Consider the following 15,198-nt stretch of genomic DNA (forward strand, 5'->3'; position numbering starts at 1 on the left):
ACGAATTATCAAGTCATAAAATTTAATTTTTAAAAAATTCGGTAAAAAAACCATATGAACATGGATTCTATCAAAGGGAGCGATAACGAAAAGATTTTTACACACACATGGATAAAACACATGACAAACTTATATATAATTGCAAGCTCAACTCTCACAAAAAACAGGATAAAAAAATAAACAGCAGAACTAGTCCACTGTTTACTTTGCCACACCTTCATGTAATTTTTCTGTATAATCCTTTACATCTTTCCAGCTATCTTTCGCTGTATGTAAATCTTCTTTTATAAACGTAAACTCTTCCGGACTAATTCCTTTTACGTTTTGTAGTAAATTATTATATTTTGCACCTACTGTATACCATTGATTTGATATGTTTTGTAGTGCTGTAATTGCTGCATCAATTGTTTCTGTCATGTTTGTTGTTTTATTTTTTACATCAGTCAAAATTACGACTTCTGCTTGTGCTCCTGAAATTCTATCTTTTAAATTGGCGATTTCTCTTTCTGCATTTGCGATATCTTTTTTCGCAACCGCAATCATCGGCCCGCCAGCAAGACATGTTATTAGAGCTACGCAAAGTACGCCACCAGCAATGACCATATCATTACTCTTTTTAATCGAATCGTTATATGTATTTATTTGTTGCTCTAGAGCTGGAATACCAGCATTCGTACTTGCCAATATCGATGTTAACTGATTTGTATCCTCTTTGAAACTATTTGTATCTTTCGCCATTCTATCGCGAAAAGCTTTCAAATTTCCTAATAATCCATCTACCTCATTTTGATTCTTTACAATATCCGCATACAACTTTTCTAAATCCGCTTTTAATTTTCCGCTATCCTTTTGATCAATCGCTATTAACATGTCATTATAATACGATTGAAAAGTATTATTGTAATTAATAATATTTTGATCCGTTTTCATAATTTGAGGCTTCATATTATTTAACCAATATGCCGCATTAATTTTTGCATCTCTTTGATGCTGAATCATATTCCCTTTAAATTCACTATTAATCGACCTTATTTTACTTAAATCCGTCTCTTGTTGATTTTGAATTAATTTTGCATATGAATCTATTGCAAATATGCTTGATGTCGTTTGTGCCATTACATCTTGGAATCCGGCTGGTCCAAGAGAATAGCTTTTCACATTTTCTTGTAGCATCTTTACATTTTGTTCTGCTGCAAAAGGATGTAAAGGAAATGCGTTACTCGTTGCCACCCCAGCAATCATTACCGCTAAAAGACATTTTTTATAAAATCGTTTCTGCATATTTTTCACCTATTCTCTTTATAAGGATATCAAAAGCTCCTGCTCACAACTGAACAGGAGCTTCAAATCATTCATCAACACTTAACGCTCTAACGATTCGTATTCGATTATGCTTTTTTCGTATCTACTACTTTAATATCTTCCGCATAAATCTTTTCTGCATAGTCTTTAATGTTTTTCCAGCTATCTTTCGCAATGTTTAAATCTTCTTTAATGAAAACAAGATCGTTTGGACTAATTGAATCCACATTTTGAAGTAAAGAATTGTATTTTGATCCCATTGTATACCATTGGTTTGAAATGTTTTGCAACGCTGTAATTGCAGTATCAATCGTATTTGTTAAATACTCAGTTTGTGTTTTAATGTTCGTTAACCCAGCTACTTCTAATTGAGCAGTTGTAATTTGTCCAGTTATTTTTTGAATTTCAGCTTGTGCATTGTCAAGTTCTTTCTTCGCTAATACGATACCAGCTGTACCACCGCCTACAGCTGCTGCACCACCTGCAATTAATGCGACTCCTAGCGGTGTTCCTGCGCCCGTAGCAATAACTACTGCACCACCAATAATTGCAATTGGTCCTAGAGCTGTCGCAACAGATGAACCGATAATAATTGCATTATATTTACTAATTGCTTCATTGTACGTTGTAATTTGATTTTGCAGAAGGGGAATCCCTGCATCTTGACTAGCTAATATAGATGTAATTTGATTTGCATCACCCTTGAAATTTTGCGTATCCGACGTCATTTTATTTCGGAATTTCTTTAAGTCTTCTACTAACTGATCCACTTGTGCTTTATTTTCATTAATACTACTTGATAATCTAGTTAGGCCTTTCGTAAGAGTCGCTTTATCTTTTGCATCTACCGCAGCAACTAAAGTATCATAATAGTTTTGGAATTTCGTATTGTAGTTAATGATGTTTTGATTCGTTGAAATAAGCTGTGGCTTTAATACATCTAACCATTGCTTCGCATTTCCTCTAGCTGTATCTTGGTGCTGAATCACTTTTCCTTTTAAAGCTGCATCAACAGTCGATACATTTCCAAAGTTAACATTACCTTGTTTAATAATTGTTAAAGCATACAGATCCATTACTAAAGCATTTGAACCTGTTCTTTCCATTGCATCTTTCAAGCCTTCTGGTCCTAATGAATATTCTTCATAGTCATTATAAGCTTTTGCTACCGCATGAACTGGAGCTTGTTTCACTGTACTTTCAGCTGCATACGTATGAGCCGGCATAATATTTCCTGCTGCAAATACTGCCATCAGTGCTGATAGAGCCATTACTTTATAAGGTTTTTTTGTCATTTTTCTTCTCTCCCTATATCGCTAATTATTTTTCTGTTTAATGTACTTCAACGTTTGTAACGTAATCTTCAAATTGATTTGTTTGCTTATTCATTTCATCACTTACTTTTTTAATTTGATTGAAATGTTTTTGAAGTAAACTACTGTCTGTATACGTGCCTTCTTCAACATTTGTTTGAATTTGGATCATATTATTATTTAAAACTTTCCAATCCGTTAATAACGTTTCTAAAGTTGTAATTTGACGATCAATTAATTCTGTAAAGCTATTTACTTGATCTTCAACGAATGTAATTTGAGTCGCTTCTGCTTCAGTTTGTGATAACTTTTGAATAAGTGGCAATAACTCTTTTTGCTTTTGTTGAATGCGAAGAGCTGCTTCCCTCGTTTGACTATCTGCGGCATTTACAATTTCATTACTTAAAGTACCGATAGAAACAAAATCGATTGTTTTCGTTTGTGCAGTTTGATTTGTGATTGTAAATACTTGTTTACCGATATTAATAGAACCTTTAATGATTTCTTGAGGTCTATTCAAAATAGTAGTTAGTTCAGCTTGAATTTCCCCTTGAATCCTTTTAATATCTTCTCTTAATTTCACAATATCTCCGCTTGATCCTTGCAGTGTTTTTATTGCTTCATCGGCTTTAATTGATAAGTTGTTACTATCTTTATCTAATACTGTTTTAAATCGATTTAACTCTAATAAATCTTGCTCCATACTCTCTTGGATGCTCTGTACTTGCAATTGTAATTTTCCATATGCACTCATAAAATCTGATTTTGCTTGCTGATCTTCATTTACGTTTCCTGCTAGTTCATAGAGCTTACTATAATAGCTATTGAATCTAGTGCTGTATCTCATCATCTCTTGATTTAAGTCAATTAGCTTCGGATTATATTCATCAATCCACTCTCGTACATTCGCCTTTGCAAACTTTTGATGATTCGTTAAGCTACTCATCGCATTTACCTTAATGTCTGGCTGTTGCAAAATAATTAATCCGTATGCTTGAATAAGCGGTGATTGTGATCCTAACATTCTAATTGAATTGGATAATGTATTTGGAGCAATTACATTTTGCGCATATACTGTTTTCACTTCCGTTTGCCCCTCCTTAGCGTAAGCGCTTACAGGAATGAAGCAACTCGTAGATACTGCTGTAACCAATAACCCTGTAATTAAAGTTTTTTTCACTTTAACTCCTCCTATGTATTAGCAACTATTACTATCGCATTTTATTATTCTATTTTCTTGCATATAATTTAAGATAGTTAAAATAGAGGACGTACTCACCGTGATTGACGTACGAACCATCTCTCCCAACTGTTATTGCCACAGTACTTACTTATTGTTATAAAACTTTTCATATGTGCTTAGTATGAATAACATTGCATAAATTTTCTATCGACCCTCATTTTCCACATCAATACAGTGAATATATTACATAAAAATATTATTCATTTTAAACTTAATAACGTAAGTAAATATGAAATTCCGTTTTGTTTTCATATAAGTTTTGTACTGTAAGGTCATTTAAACACAGCTGTTTATATATCGTAAAGAAGTATTTTCATTCCCTTTATTTTCAAGCTTTCATGTCCTTATTTCAAAATATAATCCGATTCGCTTTATCGATTGAAATATCTACATATCACAACAGAAAACACTACTTTCAAATAACCAATTAAATTATATTAGTATAATTTTTAAGCCCATATGCAATTATGCATAGCATATACACAAAAAGGATAGCTTCATTTTCACAAAGCTATCCTTAAAAATCTTCTTATTTTTTCAAATGATATGGAACTGTCGTAATAACAACATTTCTTTTATAAAGTAAATACGCACGTATGAGTAAACTGGATTGATTATGAAGAATGTTATGCCAACCTTTTTTCGGAATAAACTGTGGTATAACGACCGTAACACGGTAATTCGATTCACTCGCCTTATATTGCACTGTATCGATAAACTTCGTTAGCGGCTGAATAATACTTCTATAATGGGAATGTAATGTAACAAGCCTTACTTCAGGTTGCCACTTCTTCCATTTCTCTTCAAATTTCTTTTCCTCTTCTCTGTCAAAAGCAACATATACTGCGATAACTTGATCTGCCGAAAGAGATTTCGCATAGTTCAATGAATTTTCTACTACATGGGTCATACCTGCTACAGGAACGACAATTACATTCCCCTCAATTGGAATAAGAGGTTCGCAAGTTTTTAAACTTAATTGATCACCCACTGCATCATAATGCTTCTTAATTCGATGGAATAAGAAGATAATAACTGGTAAGAAAATAAGAATCGACCAAACTTGTGCAAATTTAGTTAAAAAGAACATGCTCATTACGATAAAACTAATAACTGCACCAATTAAATTAACCGTTAATCTTAAAGCCCATCCTTCAGGCTTTTCGCGAAGCCATTTTAATACCATCCCTGTTTGAGAAAGTGTAAATGGAATAAATACACCTACTGCATATAACGGAATTAAATGTTCTGTTTGTCCTTGGAAAGCTACAATTAAAATAATCGAAGCAACTCCAAGTATAATAATACCGTTTGAGTAACCTAGACGGTCTCCTCTAATCGTAAACATTCTCGGTATGAATTTATCTTTTGCAAGGTTAACCGCTAATAAAGGAAATGCAGAATAACCTGTATTAGCAGCGAGAATTAATATTAAAGCTGTTGTACCTTGTATGAAATAGTACATGAAATTACGTCCAAATGTTTGTTCAGCAATTTGAGAAACAACTGTTACTTCTTTACTCGGAGTCACTCCGTAATAATAAGCTAAAAATACAATTCCTGAAAATAACACAGCAAGTAATGCACCCATTGCAAGCAATGTTTTTGCAGCATTGTTTGGCGCAGGATCTTTAAAGTTCGGAATTGCATTTGAAATTGCTTCAACACCTGTTAAAGCAGAACTACCTGATGCAAATGCTCTTAGTAATAAAAATAAACTAATCCCTGCAACTGGTGTACCAATCGGCGCATGTAAAGTGGGTGAAACATGACCAGTTAAAATATTATATATGCCCACACCAATTAATATAAATAGTGCTAAAACGAATAAATAAACAGGATATGCTAAAACGGAAGCTGATTCCGTTACTCCCCTTAAATTTAATATCGTAATTAATATAACAAATATAACCGCAATAATTACGTTGTGTGCATGTAAGCTAGGAAACGCAGACGTAATTGCATCTGTACCAGCGGACACACTTACCGCAACAGTTAAAATATAGTCAACTAATAAAGATCCTCCAGCAATTAAGCCTGGATTCATCCCTAAATTTTCTTTTGATACAACATACGCTCCCCCGCCATGCGGATAAGCAAAAATAATTTGACGATAAGATAAAATAAGGGCTGTCAATAATACTAATACCCCAACAGCGATCGGAATGGAATACCAATAAGCGATCGCTCCAACACCTGCTAAAGCAATTAAAATTTGCTCTGGACCGTAAGCAACTGATGACAATGCGTCAGAAGATAAAATAGCTAAAGCTTTCGTTTTATTAAGCTTTTGTTCTCCAAGCTCCGTTGATTTTAACGGTCTTCCAATTAAAAATCTTTTAATAGATGAAACCAATGCTGTCCACTCTCCAATAATTTTGTACGAACTTTTCTGCTTGTTACAGCCAGTAAACTATTTCCTCAGAAAACAAAAAATGTCTACAAGCCATAGCGAAATAGACTTGTAGACATTATTTTTTTTGTCGCACAAGCTCCACCTTCCTTCTCAATATAACGCTTACGAGGTTAGCTGTCGGATTCGGGCCTATGAGTAGCCCTACCTTTTTTAAGGATTCACCCCATCGGATTATGTACTAATCCGTAAAAACGGGTCCCCCGTACCATGCGGTTTCAGCGATTTAGAAAATTGAAACTGTGGATTATAATACTCCTTTATTTTCAAAAAGTAAACAAAAATTTTCAATAAGAAAAAAATTAAAATGATTGTGCATAATCCACTGAGAAATATACATAATGAATACTAAAAAATCCGCAAAGGAGACCCATATGTCTAAAGAAAAGAAGCCTATTTTTTCCGATTCATATTTAGATGCAGTAGCAAATGAAATTAATCAGTTATATGGTAAACGTGAACAGGAAATAAATTTGACAGATAGAACGAAAAGAAATAAATAATTTGTCATACAAAAAAATAAAAAAGATAGCAATACACTTATATATTGCTATCTTTTTTATTTTTTCATACATCTAATTCTATTACAGATTTGTTAAAGGTCATCTCTTCATACACCTTTAAATTTTGATATATAGATTCTAATAATGGTGCCGCTATAGAAAATTTCTCTGCTACATCCAGTAAATATCCTTGCAAGTGCTTCCCTTCAATAAACGAACCCTTTTCCATATCACGTTGCATTGATGACTTCATATCATACGAAATTTTATCAATCGTTTTCATATGTTCCTGGGCAATATTTTCCTTTACTGGAGCTCCTAATACTCTCATGATTTGTACAGATTCCTCAAACACATTACGGATAAAATCACGGCCGCCTTCACTTTCACGGATTGGTCCAATTGGTGCACGCATTAACGTTGTCACACCTGACATTACAGTAATAAATAAATATTTATGCCACATATCTTGCGTAATATTTTCACTTAAAACAAAACTAGATTTCGTACCTGAAAATGCTTTAGAAATATGCTTTACTCTCTCTGAATTTTGAGACTTAATTTCTCCAAACACAAGTCTGTTGGCAGCGCTAGTTTGTACAATTTCTCCTTGATCGTTTAACGTCGTCTCGATAAAGCATAAACCGCCAATTACTTTTTCTTCGCCGAATTCTTTTTGTAATAGCGATAAATGAGCGATACCATTTAACAATGGAATGATTACAGTATTTTCGCCAACAAACGGCTTCAAATCTTGAATTGCCTCGTTTAAGTGATACGCTTTTGTTGAAAATAAAATGACATCAAATGGAGAAGTTCGCTCTTCTTTCGTTATTAATTTCGGTCGGAAGGAAAAATCCCCGTTAACACTTCGGATTACAAGTCCTCTTTCCTCTAATTGTTTTTTCCGTTTACTACGAACAAGAAACGTGACATCTTCTCCCTTCTCGACTAATCTGCCACCAAAAAATCCTCCGACTCCACCAGCGCCTAATACTAAAATCCGCATACAGCATCCCCCTTTTCAAAATACAATTTTATAACTTTTAGTATACATAACATTATACATGTTCCCTGCTAAATAAGCTGAATTTTCACTCTCAATTGAGTATAAAAGAGTGGTTATTTTCAAATAAATTTGGGCATGTTGTTTCTATAGCATATATGGAAAGGACACAATGTAGATGGAGGCAATACAATCAATTGAGGAAAAAGGTGTAGCAACAGCTATATTTCAATTTATATTCCCGTTTTCTTTTAAAACTGGATATGAACAAAATATGTTCCCTTTCTTACAAAAAAACGATTTTCGTCCTTTTCGGCTCGATCATCTCGATGATGAAAATACATATTATGGGGAGTTTAAAGTTTCACATCAAAATATGGAAGCATACTATCTTTCATTTACCAATAAAATTCTCTTTCCTCACTCAGAGCATCAAAAGGGCTTGCAACGTTATTCAAAGGACCTTAACTTAACTGGACATTTAACAACAAACCTTATTTCAATCCCATTCAAGATACACTCTATTGATGTAACACTTTGTCCTTATGAACTTGGCTTCTTAACAATTCGAACAGAAGTAAACACTGCTCCAAACATGACTTTATCTGAAGCAATCGAATTCGCTGCTCGCTTCCGTGTACTTGAAACTAAAAATGATACAAATGAGACTATTTGTATTGAATGTAACGGAAAAAAGTATTCCCAAGTTGAAAAATTCATTTTTGGTTATTTATTTCATGGCGTAACTGATTTCTTTGAAAAGAAGAGATTAAGAAGTTCATACTTTCAAACCTTCCCTTTCTTCGAAGACCAAAGAATGTACGTCCAAACTTTATTGTCACTAAAAGAAGGTATGGAACTTAACGAAGTGGATGTTTATCGTACTTCTAGTCTTTCCGGATTAACAAGTGATGGTAAGCCATATGTGAGTGCAAATAACCTTCCTTACATTCATGACTATTTAAAAAAACACGCTTACCAGAGATGGGCTCCAAATCGTTATTTCATAATGGAAGAACATATTTTTACATGTGTAACAAATGAAGGAGAACGCGAAATCGCTAAACTTGCTAGTCAAATGTACGGGGAATTTTATTACGCTTTATTATTAAACCTATTCCATAAAATTGTTTTATTAAAAATGGCGAACGCCTATGCTGAGCTAAATATTGAACAAGATACTAATGAAATAGAGAAATTAATTTATTCGATCAATTCGTTCACTGCTAATTATTTTTCTTTAGAATTAGTATCCCAATCACAGAGTGAAGATATTTTCTTCCGCTTAAGAAAACTTTTTAATATTGAGGTTCTATACTCGAACGCGAAACAAAATCTTGATAGTTTGTTTAAATATCAAGAAAATGTCGCCTCTAAAAAAGATAGCCTTTTATTATTAATTTTAACGCTCTACTCTGTAGTGGGCCAAATGTTAGGGTTTACTATGATTGACCTTTTAAGAAACACCGATTCAAACAAAATATCGTCACCTCTTGAATTTTTCGCTCTATTAATTGCGATTAGCGGCATTGTCATTTCACTTATTTTAGGATCCCAAAGTTTATACCAATGGGGTCTACAACATAAACGAAGAAAAGCTTGGGTAAAACAAACTGTACTTTCTGCCGTTAAAGAGAAAGAAGATAAAAATTAAAGAAGATTATTTTCAAATTCTTGGCCCGCTGCAGTAAGTGAATTTTTATCAGTGATTTTCCCATTATATCGGCGCAACTCGAAATATATCAGCGATTTTTTTAATATATCGACTTACCGACAAATAACAGGACCGGATAATAAAAAAAGGGTGCTCCAAAATTAAACTTGGAGTATCCCTTTTATTATACGAATTCAGTTTACTTCCCTGCTTCGATTTGCTCTAATGCAGCAGCTACTTGCTCTTCCGTTAATTCATGTTGTATTACGTAGCGGTTACGTGGACTTACACGACATTCATGAGAACATGCACGTAAATATTTCGCTTCGTTTTCTTCAGAACATAAAATTTTCTTATTACATTCTGGATTTGAACAGTTTACATAGCGCTCACAAGGTTCACCTGTAAAGTGGTCTTTACCAACGATAACATGTTCTTTTTGGTTTACTGGTACAGCAATACGCTCATCGAACACGTAACATTGTCCATCCCAAAGCTCACCTTGTACCTCTGGGTCTTTTCCGTACGTTACAATTCCGCCGTGAAGCTGACTTACATCTTCATAGCCTTCACGAACTAACCAACCAGAAAACTTCTCACAACGAATTCCGCCTGTACAATAAGTTAAAATCTTTTTACCTTCAAGTACTTCTTTATTTTCACGAATCCAATCTGGTAATTCACGGAATGATTCGATATCAGGTTTAATCGCACCTTTGAAGTGACCTAAATCAAACTCATAATCATTTCGTGCATCAATGATAACTGTATCTTCTTGTTTCATTGCTTCATAAAAATCTTTTGGTTCTAAATACTTGCCAGTTATTTCGTGTGGGTTAATGTCATCTTCTAGACGAAGTGTAACTAACTCTGGACGAGGACGCACGTGCATTTTCTTGAATGCATGACCATCAGCTTCATCTATTTTAAATACGATACCGTCAAAACGTGGATCATTGTTCATTGCTTCCATGTATTTCTCTGTTTGTTCTACAGTTCCAGAACAAGTTCCGTTAATACCTTCTTTCGCTACAAGAATTCTTCCTTTTAATTCAAGTGAATTACAAAATTCTAAATGCTCTGCCGCGAATTCTTCTGGGTTTTCAATTGTTGTGTACATGTAATATAGTAATACTCTGTATGGTTTTGTAGTTGCCAATGTATTTCTACCACCTATCTAATTTTTAAAATCATGTATAAGTTAACGTTCATATCAAAACATATATAATAAGAAAATGAATCCCATTTTCTTTTCTTTATACTATTTTCTATCAGTTAACAAAAATAAAAAACAAGATTACACATCAAAACACTATGGTTATGTTGTAATCCCAATATATTATATATCATACAAATGCAATTCCATCAATTAATATGCTGGATTATCGGCTTTATGTTCACATAAATTTCAAAATTGACCCTTTAATTTATTATGTTTCCCCACGTCATCACACCATAAACTCCCAATTTATTTTACGTTATCACACCATCCATTGCATAAAGGCATATAATTTGCATTAAGGAAACTTTCGTGTTCAAATGAAATTATCATATAACATATTTAAATGTATTGAAATAATGAGTAAGAATAAATACAATAATTTCATCAAGTTAACATTTTAAAGGGGAAAACTACTATGAATAAAGATATAACAAAAGATGAACATCTCCCTTCTGAAAGTACAACCGTACAATCAGCTCACTTAGCTTTAAGTGGAGAAACAAAAGGCTGGAAAAGACTGTTACCATTTTTAGGGCCCGCTTTTATCGCGTCCGTTGCTTATATTGATCCTGGCAACTTTGCTACAAATATCGCAGCTGGTTCACAATATGGATATTTACTATTATGGGTTATACTCGCTTCTAACTTAATGGCTGTATTAATCCAAACTTTATCGGCTAAATTAGGAATTGCTACAGGAAACAATTTACCCGAAATAGCTCGTGAAAACTTTCCAAAGCCTGTGTCTATCGGCTTATGGATACAAGGTGAACTAGTTATTATGGCTACAGATTTAGCGGAATTTATTGGAGCTGCATTGGGGCTTTACTTACTATTTGGAATCCCCATGCTACCTGCCGCTTTAATTACAGCAGCCGGATCATTTATTATCCTTGAATTTCAACGTAGAGGATTTCGTCCACTAGAAGCTATTATTACAGGAATGATTTTCATTGTAGTAATTGCTTTTGGGATTCAAGTTTTTTATGCAAAACCAGAATTAAGTCCCCTTCTTTCAGGACTATTTATTCCAAAATTCCAAGGTGTAGACAGTATATTACTTGCAGCAGGGATTTTAGGTGCGACAGTTATGCCGCATGCAATATACTTGCATTCTGCATTAACACAACGCCGTGTGGTCGGAACAACTGACGAACAAAAGAAAAAGATTTTTCGTTTCGAATTTATCGATATTATTATTGCAATGGTTATTGCTGGAGCAATTAATGCAAGTATGTTAATTGTAGCAGCTGCACTATTTTTTAAAAATGGCTTGCACGTTGAAGATTTAGATGTTGCTTACACTCAATTTACCAATTTAGTAGGTCCTGTATCGGCTGCATTATTTGGGATTGGACTTTTATCAGCAGGACTATCTAGCTCTTCTGTCGGTACAATGTCGGGTGATATTATTATGCAAGGTTTCATTCGCATGCATATTCCGTTATATTTACGCCGATTTATTACAATGATTCCACCACTAGTAATTATCGCTTTAGGTGTAAATCCAACATACGCTCTAGTCATGAGCCAAGTCGTCTTATCATTCGGTATTGCATTTGCATTAGTGCCACTTATTATGTTTACAAGTAATAAAAAGATTATGGGTGCACTCGTTAACCACCGCATAACAACATTTATCGCATGGATAATTGCTGCTCTCGTTATCGTTTTAAATATCTTCTTACTGTATCAAACATTTGTAGGGTAATGAAAAAGGGTATTCCAATTTTAATTTGGAATACCCTTTTTGGATGAAATGATTTTCTTCTAGTTACCACTTATGTATGCCCCTCTTTCCGGCATCATCACACCATTTTCAGTTCGAAAGTAAAGTGGCAATCCTTCCGCAAAAAACATACTTACTTTGGACGGATCTTGCCTTTGATGATGAATATGTAAATGCGGCTCACTTGAACTTCCTGAGTTACCAACTTGCGCAAGAATATCCCCTTCATTTACACGTTGCCCTTCTTTTACTTTAATTGAGCCTTTCTTTAAATGACCAAGGAACAAAAATGTGCCCGTTTCATCTAGTCGTAAATAAATATGATTACCAGCCATTGACTGAAAATTATCCGATCCCGGAACTAAATCTTGTTCATTATTATTAATTGATACAACCGTCCCAGAAGCTGGCGCCATTACTTTTGCTCCATATATTCCGTAATCCTCTAACTTACTACTTTTCACTTCAGCAGGTGGAATGAGAATATCATATGCCCACCTTTCATTTGGTTTTATAACGTGATAGTTCGTTTCTAACCGATCACCACCCCAACCGATTAATGCTCGTTCCTTCAAAGGAAAACGAACTACTACTTTAGGACTCATAGATTGTATATCTGCTGGGTAAGCAATTCTACCTATATTAGCAAACCAACCGAAAGGCCAAGCTCCAATTATAGAAAACAGAATGATTAAAAATAGCGTTCTATCTATCCGCTTTCTAAAAATGCCTTTCCAAAAAAATATTATTATTGATCCTATTAAGAGAAAAACGGAAATTACACTAAAAGCCTGTATACTCCACCAAACAAAGACTGATGTAACACCATTAGCTACATAAACTAAGATCCAACTTATAATTAAAAAAGAAACTATAATTACTAATAAAAATTTCTTCCACATGTCGCATCCCTACTCTGATATCCTTTTTCTCAATGATACAAAGTAAAAATTACGACATATAAAAGAAATACTTACGACTTTCTTACTTTTTTATACTGCGGTAATTTCACAGTAAAAACTGTTTCTTTATCATTACTACGTACAGTGATATCCCCTTGATGGAGCTCGGCTATACTTTTTGAAATTGCAAGTCCTATTCCTTTACCGCCCGTATGAGAACTACGTGATTTTTCACTACGATAAAACTTCTCAAAAATGTAAGGAAGGTCCTCTTTCGGAATGCATTGTCCAAAATTTTTAATTTCTACTTCAACATTCATTGTTTTATTGAAAATTTCAATTGCAATTCCCTTTCCATCTCTCCCGTACATAATACTATTACCTATTACATTTTCAAATAGTCTCACTATAAGTGTCACATCAACTTCTACATGTAGCACTTCATCACTTTTAATATAAAAGCTCATATTGGCATCATCTAATTGTGGTACAAAGTCAATCATGATTTGTTCAATTAATGCTTTCATATCTACTTCATCTTTATGTAATTCAATCTCTCTATAATTTATTTGACAGTATTCTAATAAATCATCTACTTGATTTTTTAATTCATAACTTTTTCGCTTTAATATACTTACATACTGTTCACATTCTTCTCCATTCGAATGAAGTTTATTTCCTAACAGGTCCGCATAACCGATTAAAGATGTTACTGGCGTTCGTAAGTCATGAGAAATATTACTAATCATTTCATTTTTCATTTCCTGTGATTTTTTTTCATTCTCGATAGACTCTTTTAAACTTTTCGCCATTCTATTAACATTTGCCGCTAGTTCACCAATCTCGTCATTTTTCAAAATAGGTATATGTATTTCAAAATTACCGTCACTTATTTCCTTCACGTTCTTGTTAATTTGAGACCACCTTTTCATCAGTGTTTTTGTCATTAATGCAAAGTATGTTGTAGTAAAAATCAAAAAAACTATAAAATATAAAAGTGAATATTTTTCCTCTAAAACATTAACCTGACTATATATATTTCCAACCAAAATTTGAAACACTATTATACTTACAGTCGCTAACAAGATGCTACATATGAATGCGATAAAAAACTTAGCTCTAATGCATTGTAATGATTTAATCTTCAATTTTATATCCGACTCCCCAAACATTTTGTATAAACTTCGGTTCTTTTGGATTCTCTTCAATTTTATTTCTCAATCTTGCAATATGAACCATTACTGTATTATTACTTTCATAGGCTCTTTCGTTCCAAACGCTCTCATATATTTCTTCAATTGTGAACACACGATTCCTTGCAGCTTCCATTAAGTGTAAAATATCATATTCAGTTTTCGTAAGATTGATTCTCTCTCCATATAACATTACTGTTCTCGACACTTCATCTATTTCTAAACCTCTAATATTTATTTTCTTTTCCATTACTTGGGGAGCATTTTGATTGAAATATGTATACCTTCTTAATTGAGCTTTCACTCTTGCTATAAATTCAATTGTACTGAACGGCTTCACAATATAATCATCTGCCCCAGTACTAAATCCAATTACCTTATCTACATCCGATGATTTCGCGCTTAAAAACATAATTGGTAAACTATGTTTCTCTCTAATCCTTCTACAAAGTTCTATACCATCCATTTGAGGCATCATAATATCCAAAATAGCAAGTTGAATACTGTTATTATTTATTATTTCTAAAGCCTCTTCTCCGTTATGAGCACTAAAAACTTTAAAACCTTCTTGTTTTAAATTCACATTAATAAATTGAATAATATCTTTATCGTCATCTACAATTAATATCGAATTTTTTTCCATTTCCAAACCTCTTTTTTGAAATATATTCCACATCTAAGTTTATCATAAATCAAATCTACCCTTACACCTTGAATA

12 protein-coding genes and 1 riboswitch are annotated in these 15,198 nt (G+C 33.4%); of the genes, 3 read left to right on the forward strand and 9 right to left on the reverse strand.

Annotated elements, in window-relative coordinates; all coding sequences use genetic code 11:
* Window positions 1–201: 201 nt before the first annotated feature.
* The 4 genes from nheC to HMAS_RS15120 form a co-directional block, all read right to left on the reverse strand.
* Entirely contained in the window at window positions 202–1,281 is a 1,080-nt protein-coding gene (nheC, locus tag HMAS_RS15105; protein WP_025710131.1) for a non-hemolytic enterotoxin NHE subunit C, read from the reverse strand.
* Between the two features lie 107 nt (window positions 1,282–1,388).
* Window positions 1,389–2,597: a non-hemolytic enterotoxin NHE subunit B gene (gene nheB / locus HMAS_RS15110; protein WP_000162975.1), complete on the reverse strand. Its 1,209-nt coding sequence runs from the start codon at window positions 2,595–2,597 to the stop codon at window positions 1,389–1,391.
* 37 nt (window positions 2,598–2,634) lie between these two features.
* A complete protein-coding gene (gene nheA, locus HMAS_RS15115) occupies window positions 2,635–3,795 on the reverse strand; it encodes a non-hemolytic enterotoxin NHE subunit A (protein ID WP_025710132.1) in 1,161 nt (386 codons plus the stop codon).
* 592 nt (window positions 3,796–4,387) lie between these two features.
* Window positions 4,388–6,214, reverse strand: a complete 1,827-nt coding sequence (locus HMAS_RS15120) for an APC family permease (protein ID WP_000254887.1) — start codon at window positions 6,212–6,214, stop codon at window positions 4,388–4,390.
* A gap of 144 nt (window positions 6,215–6,358) precedes the next feature.
* A riboswitch (cyclic di-AMP (ydaO/yuaA leader) is annotated at window positions 6,359–6,505 on the reverse strand.
* A 140-nt stretch (window positions 6,506–6,645) separates the two neighbouring features.
* Here HMAS_RS15120 and HMAS_RS28255 point away from each other — a divergent pair.
* On the forward strand, window positions 6,646–6,774 hold the full coding sequence (locus HMAS_RS28255) for a hypothetical protein (RefSeq protein WP_000031873.1): 129 nt from the start codon (window positions 6,646–6,648) through the stop codon (window positions 6,772–6,774).
* 64 nt (window positions 6,775–6,838) lie between these two features.
* Here the strand turns inward: HMAS_RS28255 and panE are convergent, their stop codons facing one another.
* Window positions 6,839–7,783: a 2-dehydropantoate 2-reductase gene (gene panE / locus HMAS_RS15125; protein ID WP_016122294.1), complete on the reverse strand. Its 945-nt coding sequence runs from the start codon at window positions 7,781–7,783 to the stop codon at window positions 6,839–6,841.
* A 175-nt stretch (window positions 7,784–7,958) separates the two neighbouring features.
* Between panE and HMAS_RS15130 the strand changes: the two genes are divergently transcribed.
* Window positions 7,959–9,434, forward strand: a complete 1,476-nt coding sequence (locus HMAS_RS15130; RefSeq protein WP_116344902.1) for a hypothetical protein — start codon at window positions 7,959–7,961, stop codon at window positions 9,432–9,434.
* 199 nt (window positions 9,435–9,633) lie between these two features.
* On the opposite strand, the gene HMAS_RS15135 is transcribed toward HMAS_RS15130, so the two are convergent.
* Window positions 9,634–10,593 carry a rhodanese-related sulfurtransferase gene (locus tag HMAS_RS15135; RefSeq protein WP_000246231.1) on the reverse strand — a complete coding sequence of 320 codons (960 nt, stop codon included), beginning with the start codon at window positions 10,591–10,593 and terminating at the stop codon, window positions 9,634–9,636.
* Between the two features lie 478 nt (window positions 10,594–11,071).
* On the opposite strand from HMAS_RS15135, the gene HMAS_RS15140 reads away from it, so the two are divergent.
* The gene (locus tag HMAS_RS15140) at window positions 11,072–12,367 is read left to right on the forward strand and encodes an Nramp family divalent metal transporter (RefSeq protein WP_001030679.1); all 1,296 of its coding nucleotides are present in this window, start codon (window positions 11,072–11,074) and stop codon (window positions 12,365–12,367) included.
* Between the two features lie 59 nt (window positions 12,368–12,426).
* On the opposite strand, the gene HMAS_RS15145 is transcribed toward HMAS_RS15140, so the two are convergent.
* From HMAS_RS15145 to HMAS_RS15155, 3 genes are all read right to left on the reverse strand, one after another.
* Complete coding sequence (locus tag HMAS_RS15145; RefSeq protein WP_000265538.1) at window positions 12,427–13,287, reverse strand: M23 family metallopeptidase; 861 nt, start codon at window positions 13,285–13,287, stop codon at window positions 12,427–12,429.
* Between the two features lie 71 nt (window positions 13,288–13,358).
* Window positions 13,359–14,459, reverse strand: a complete 1,101-nt coding sequence (locus tag HMAS_RS15150) for a sensor histidine kinase (protein WP_162871154.1) — start codon at window positions 14,457–14,459, stop codon at window positions 13,359–13,361.
* Window positions 14,425–15,123, reverse strand: a complete 699-nt coding sequence (locus tag HMAS_RS15155) for a response regulator transcription factor (RefSeq protein WP_116344904.1) — start codon at window positions 15,121–15,123, stop codon at window positions 14,425–14,427. The genes HMAS_RS15150 and HMAS_RS15155 overlap by 35 nt, the downstream gene beginning before the upstream one ends.
* Window positions 15,124–15,198 lie beyond the last annotated feature (75 nt).

The organism is Bacillus sp. HMA207, from assembly GCF_003402455.1.
GTDB classification, from domain to species: Bacteria; Bacillota; Bacilli; order Bacillales; family Bacillaceae_G; genus Bacillus_A; species Bacillus_A cereus.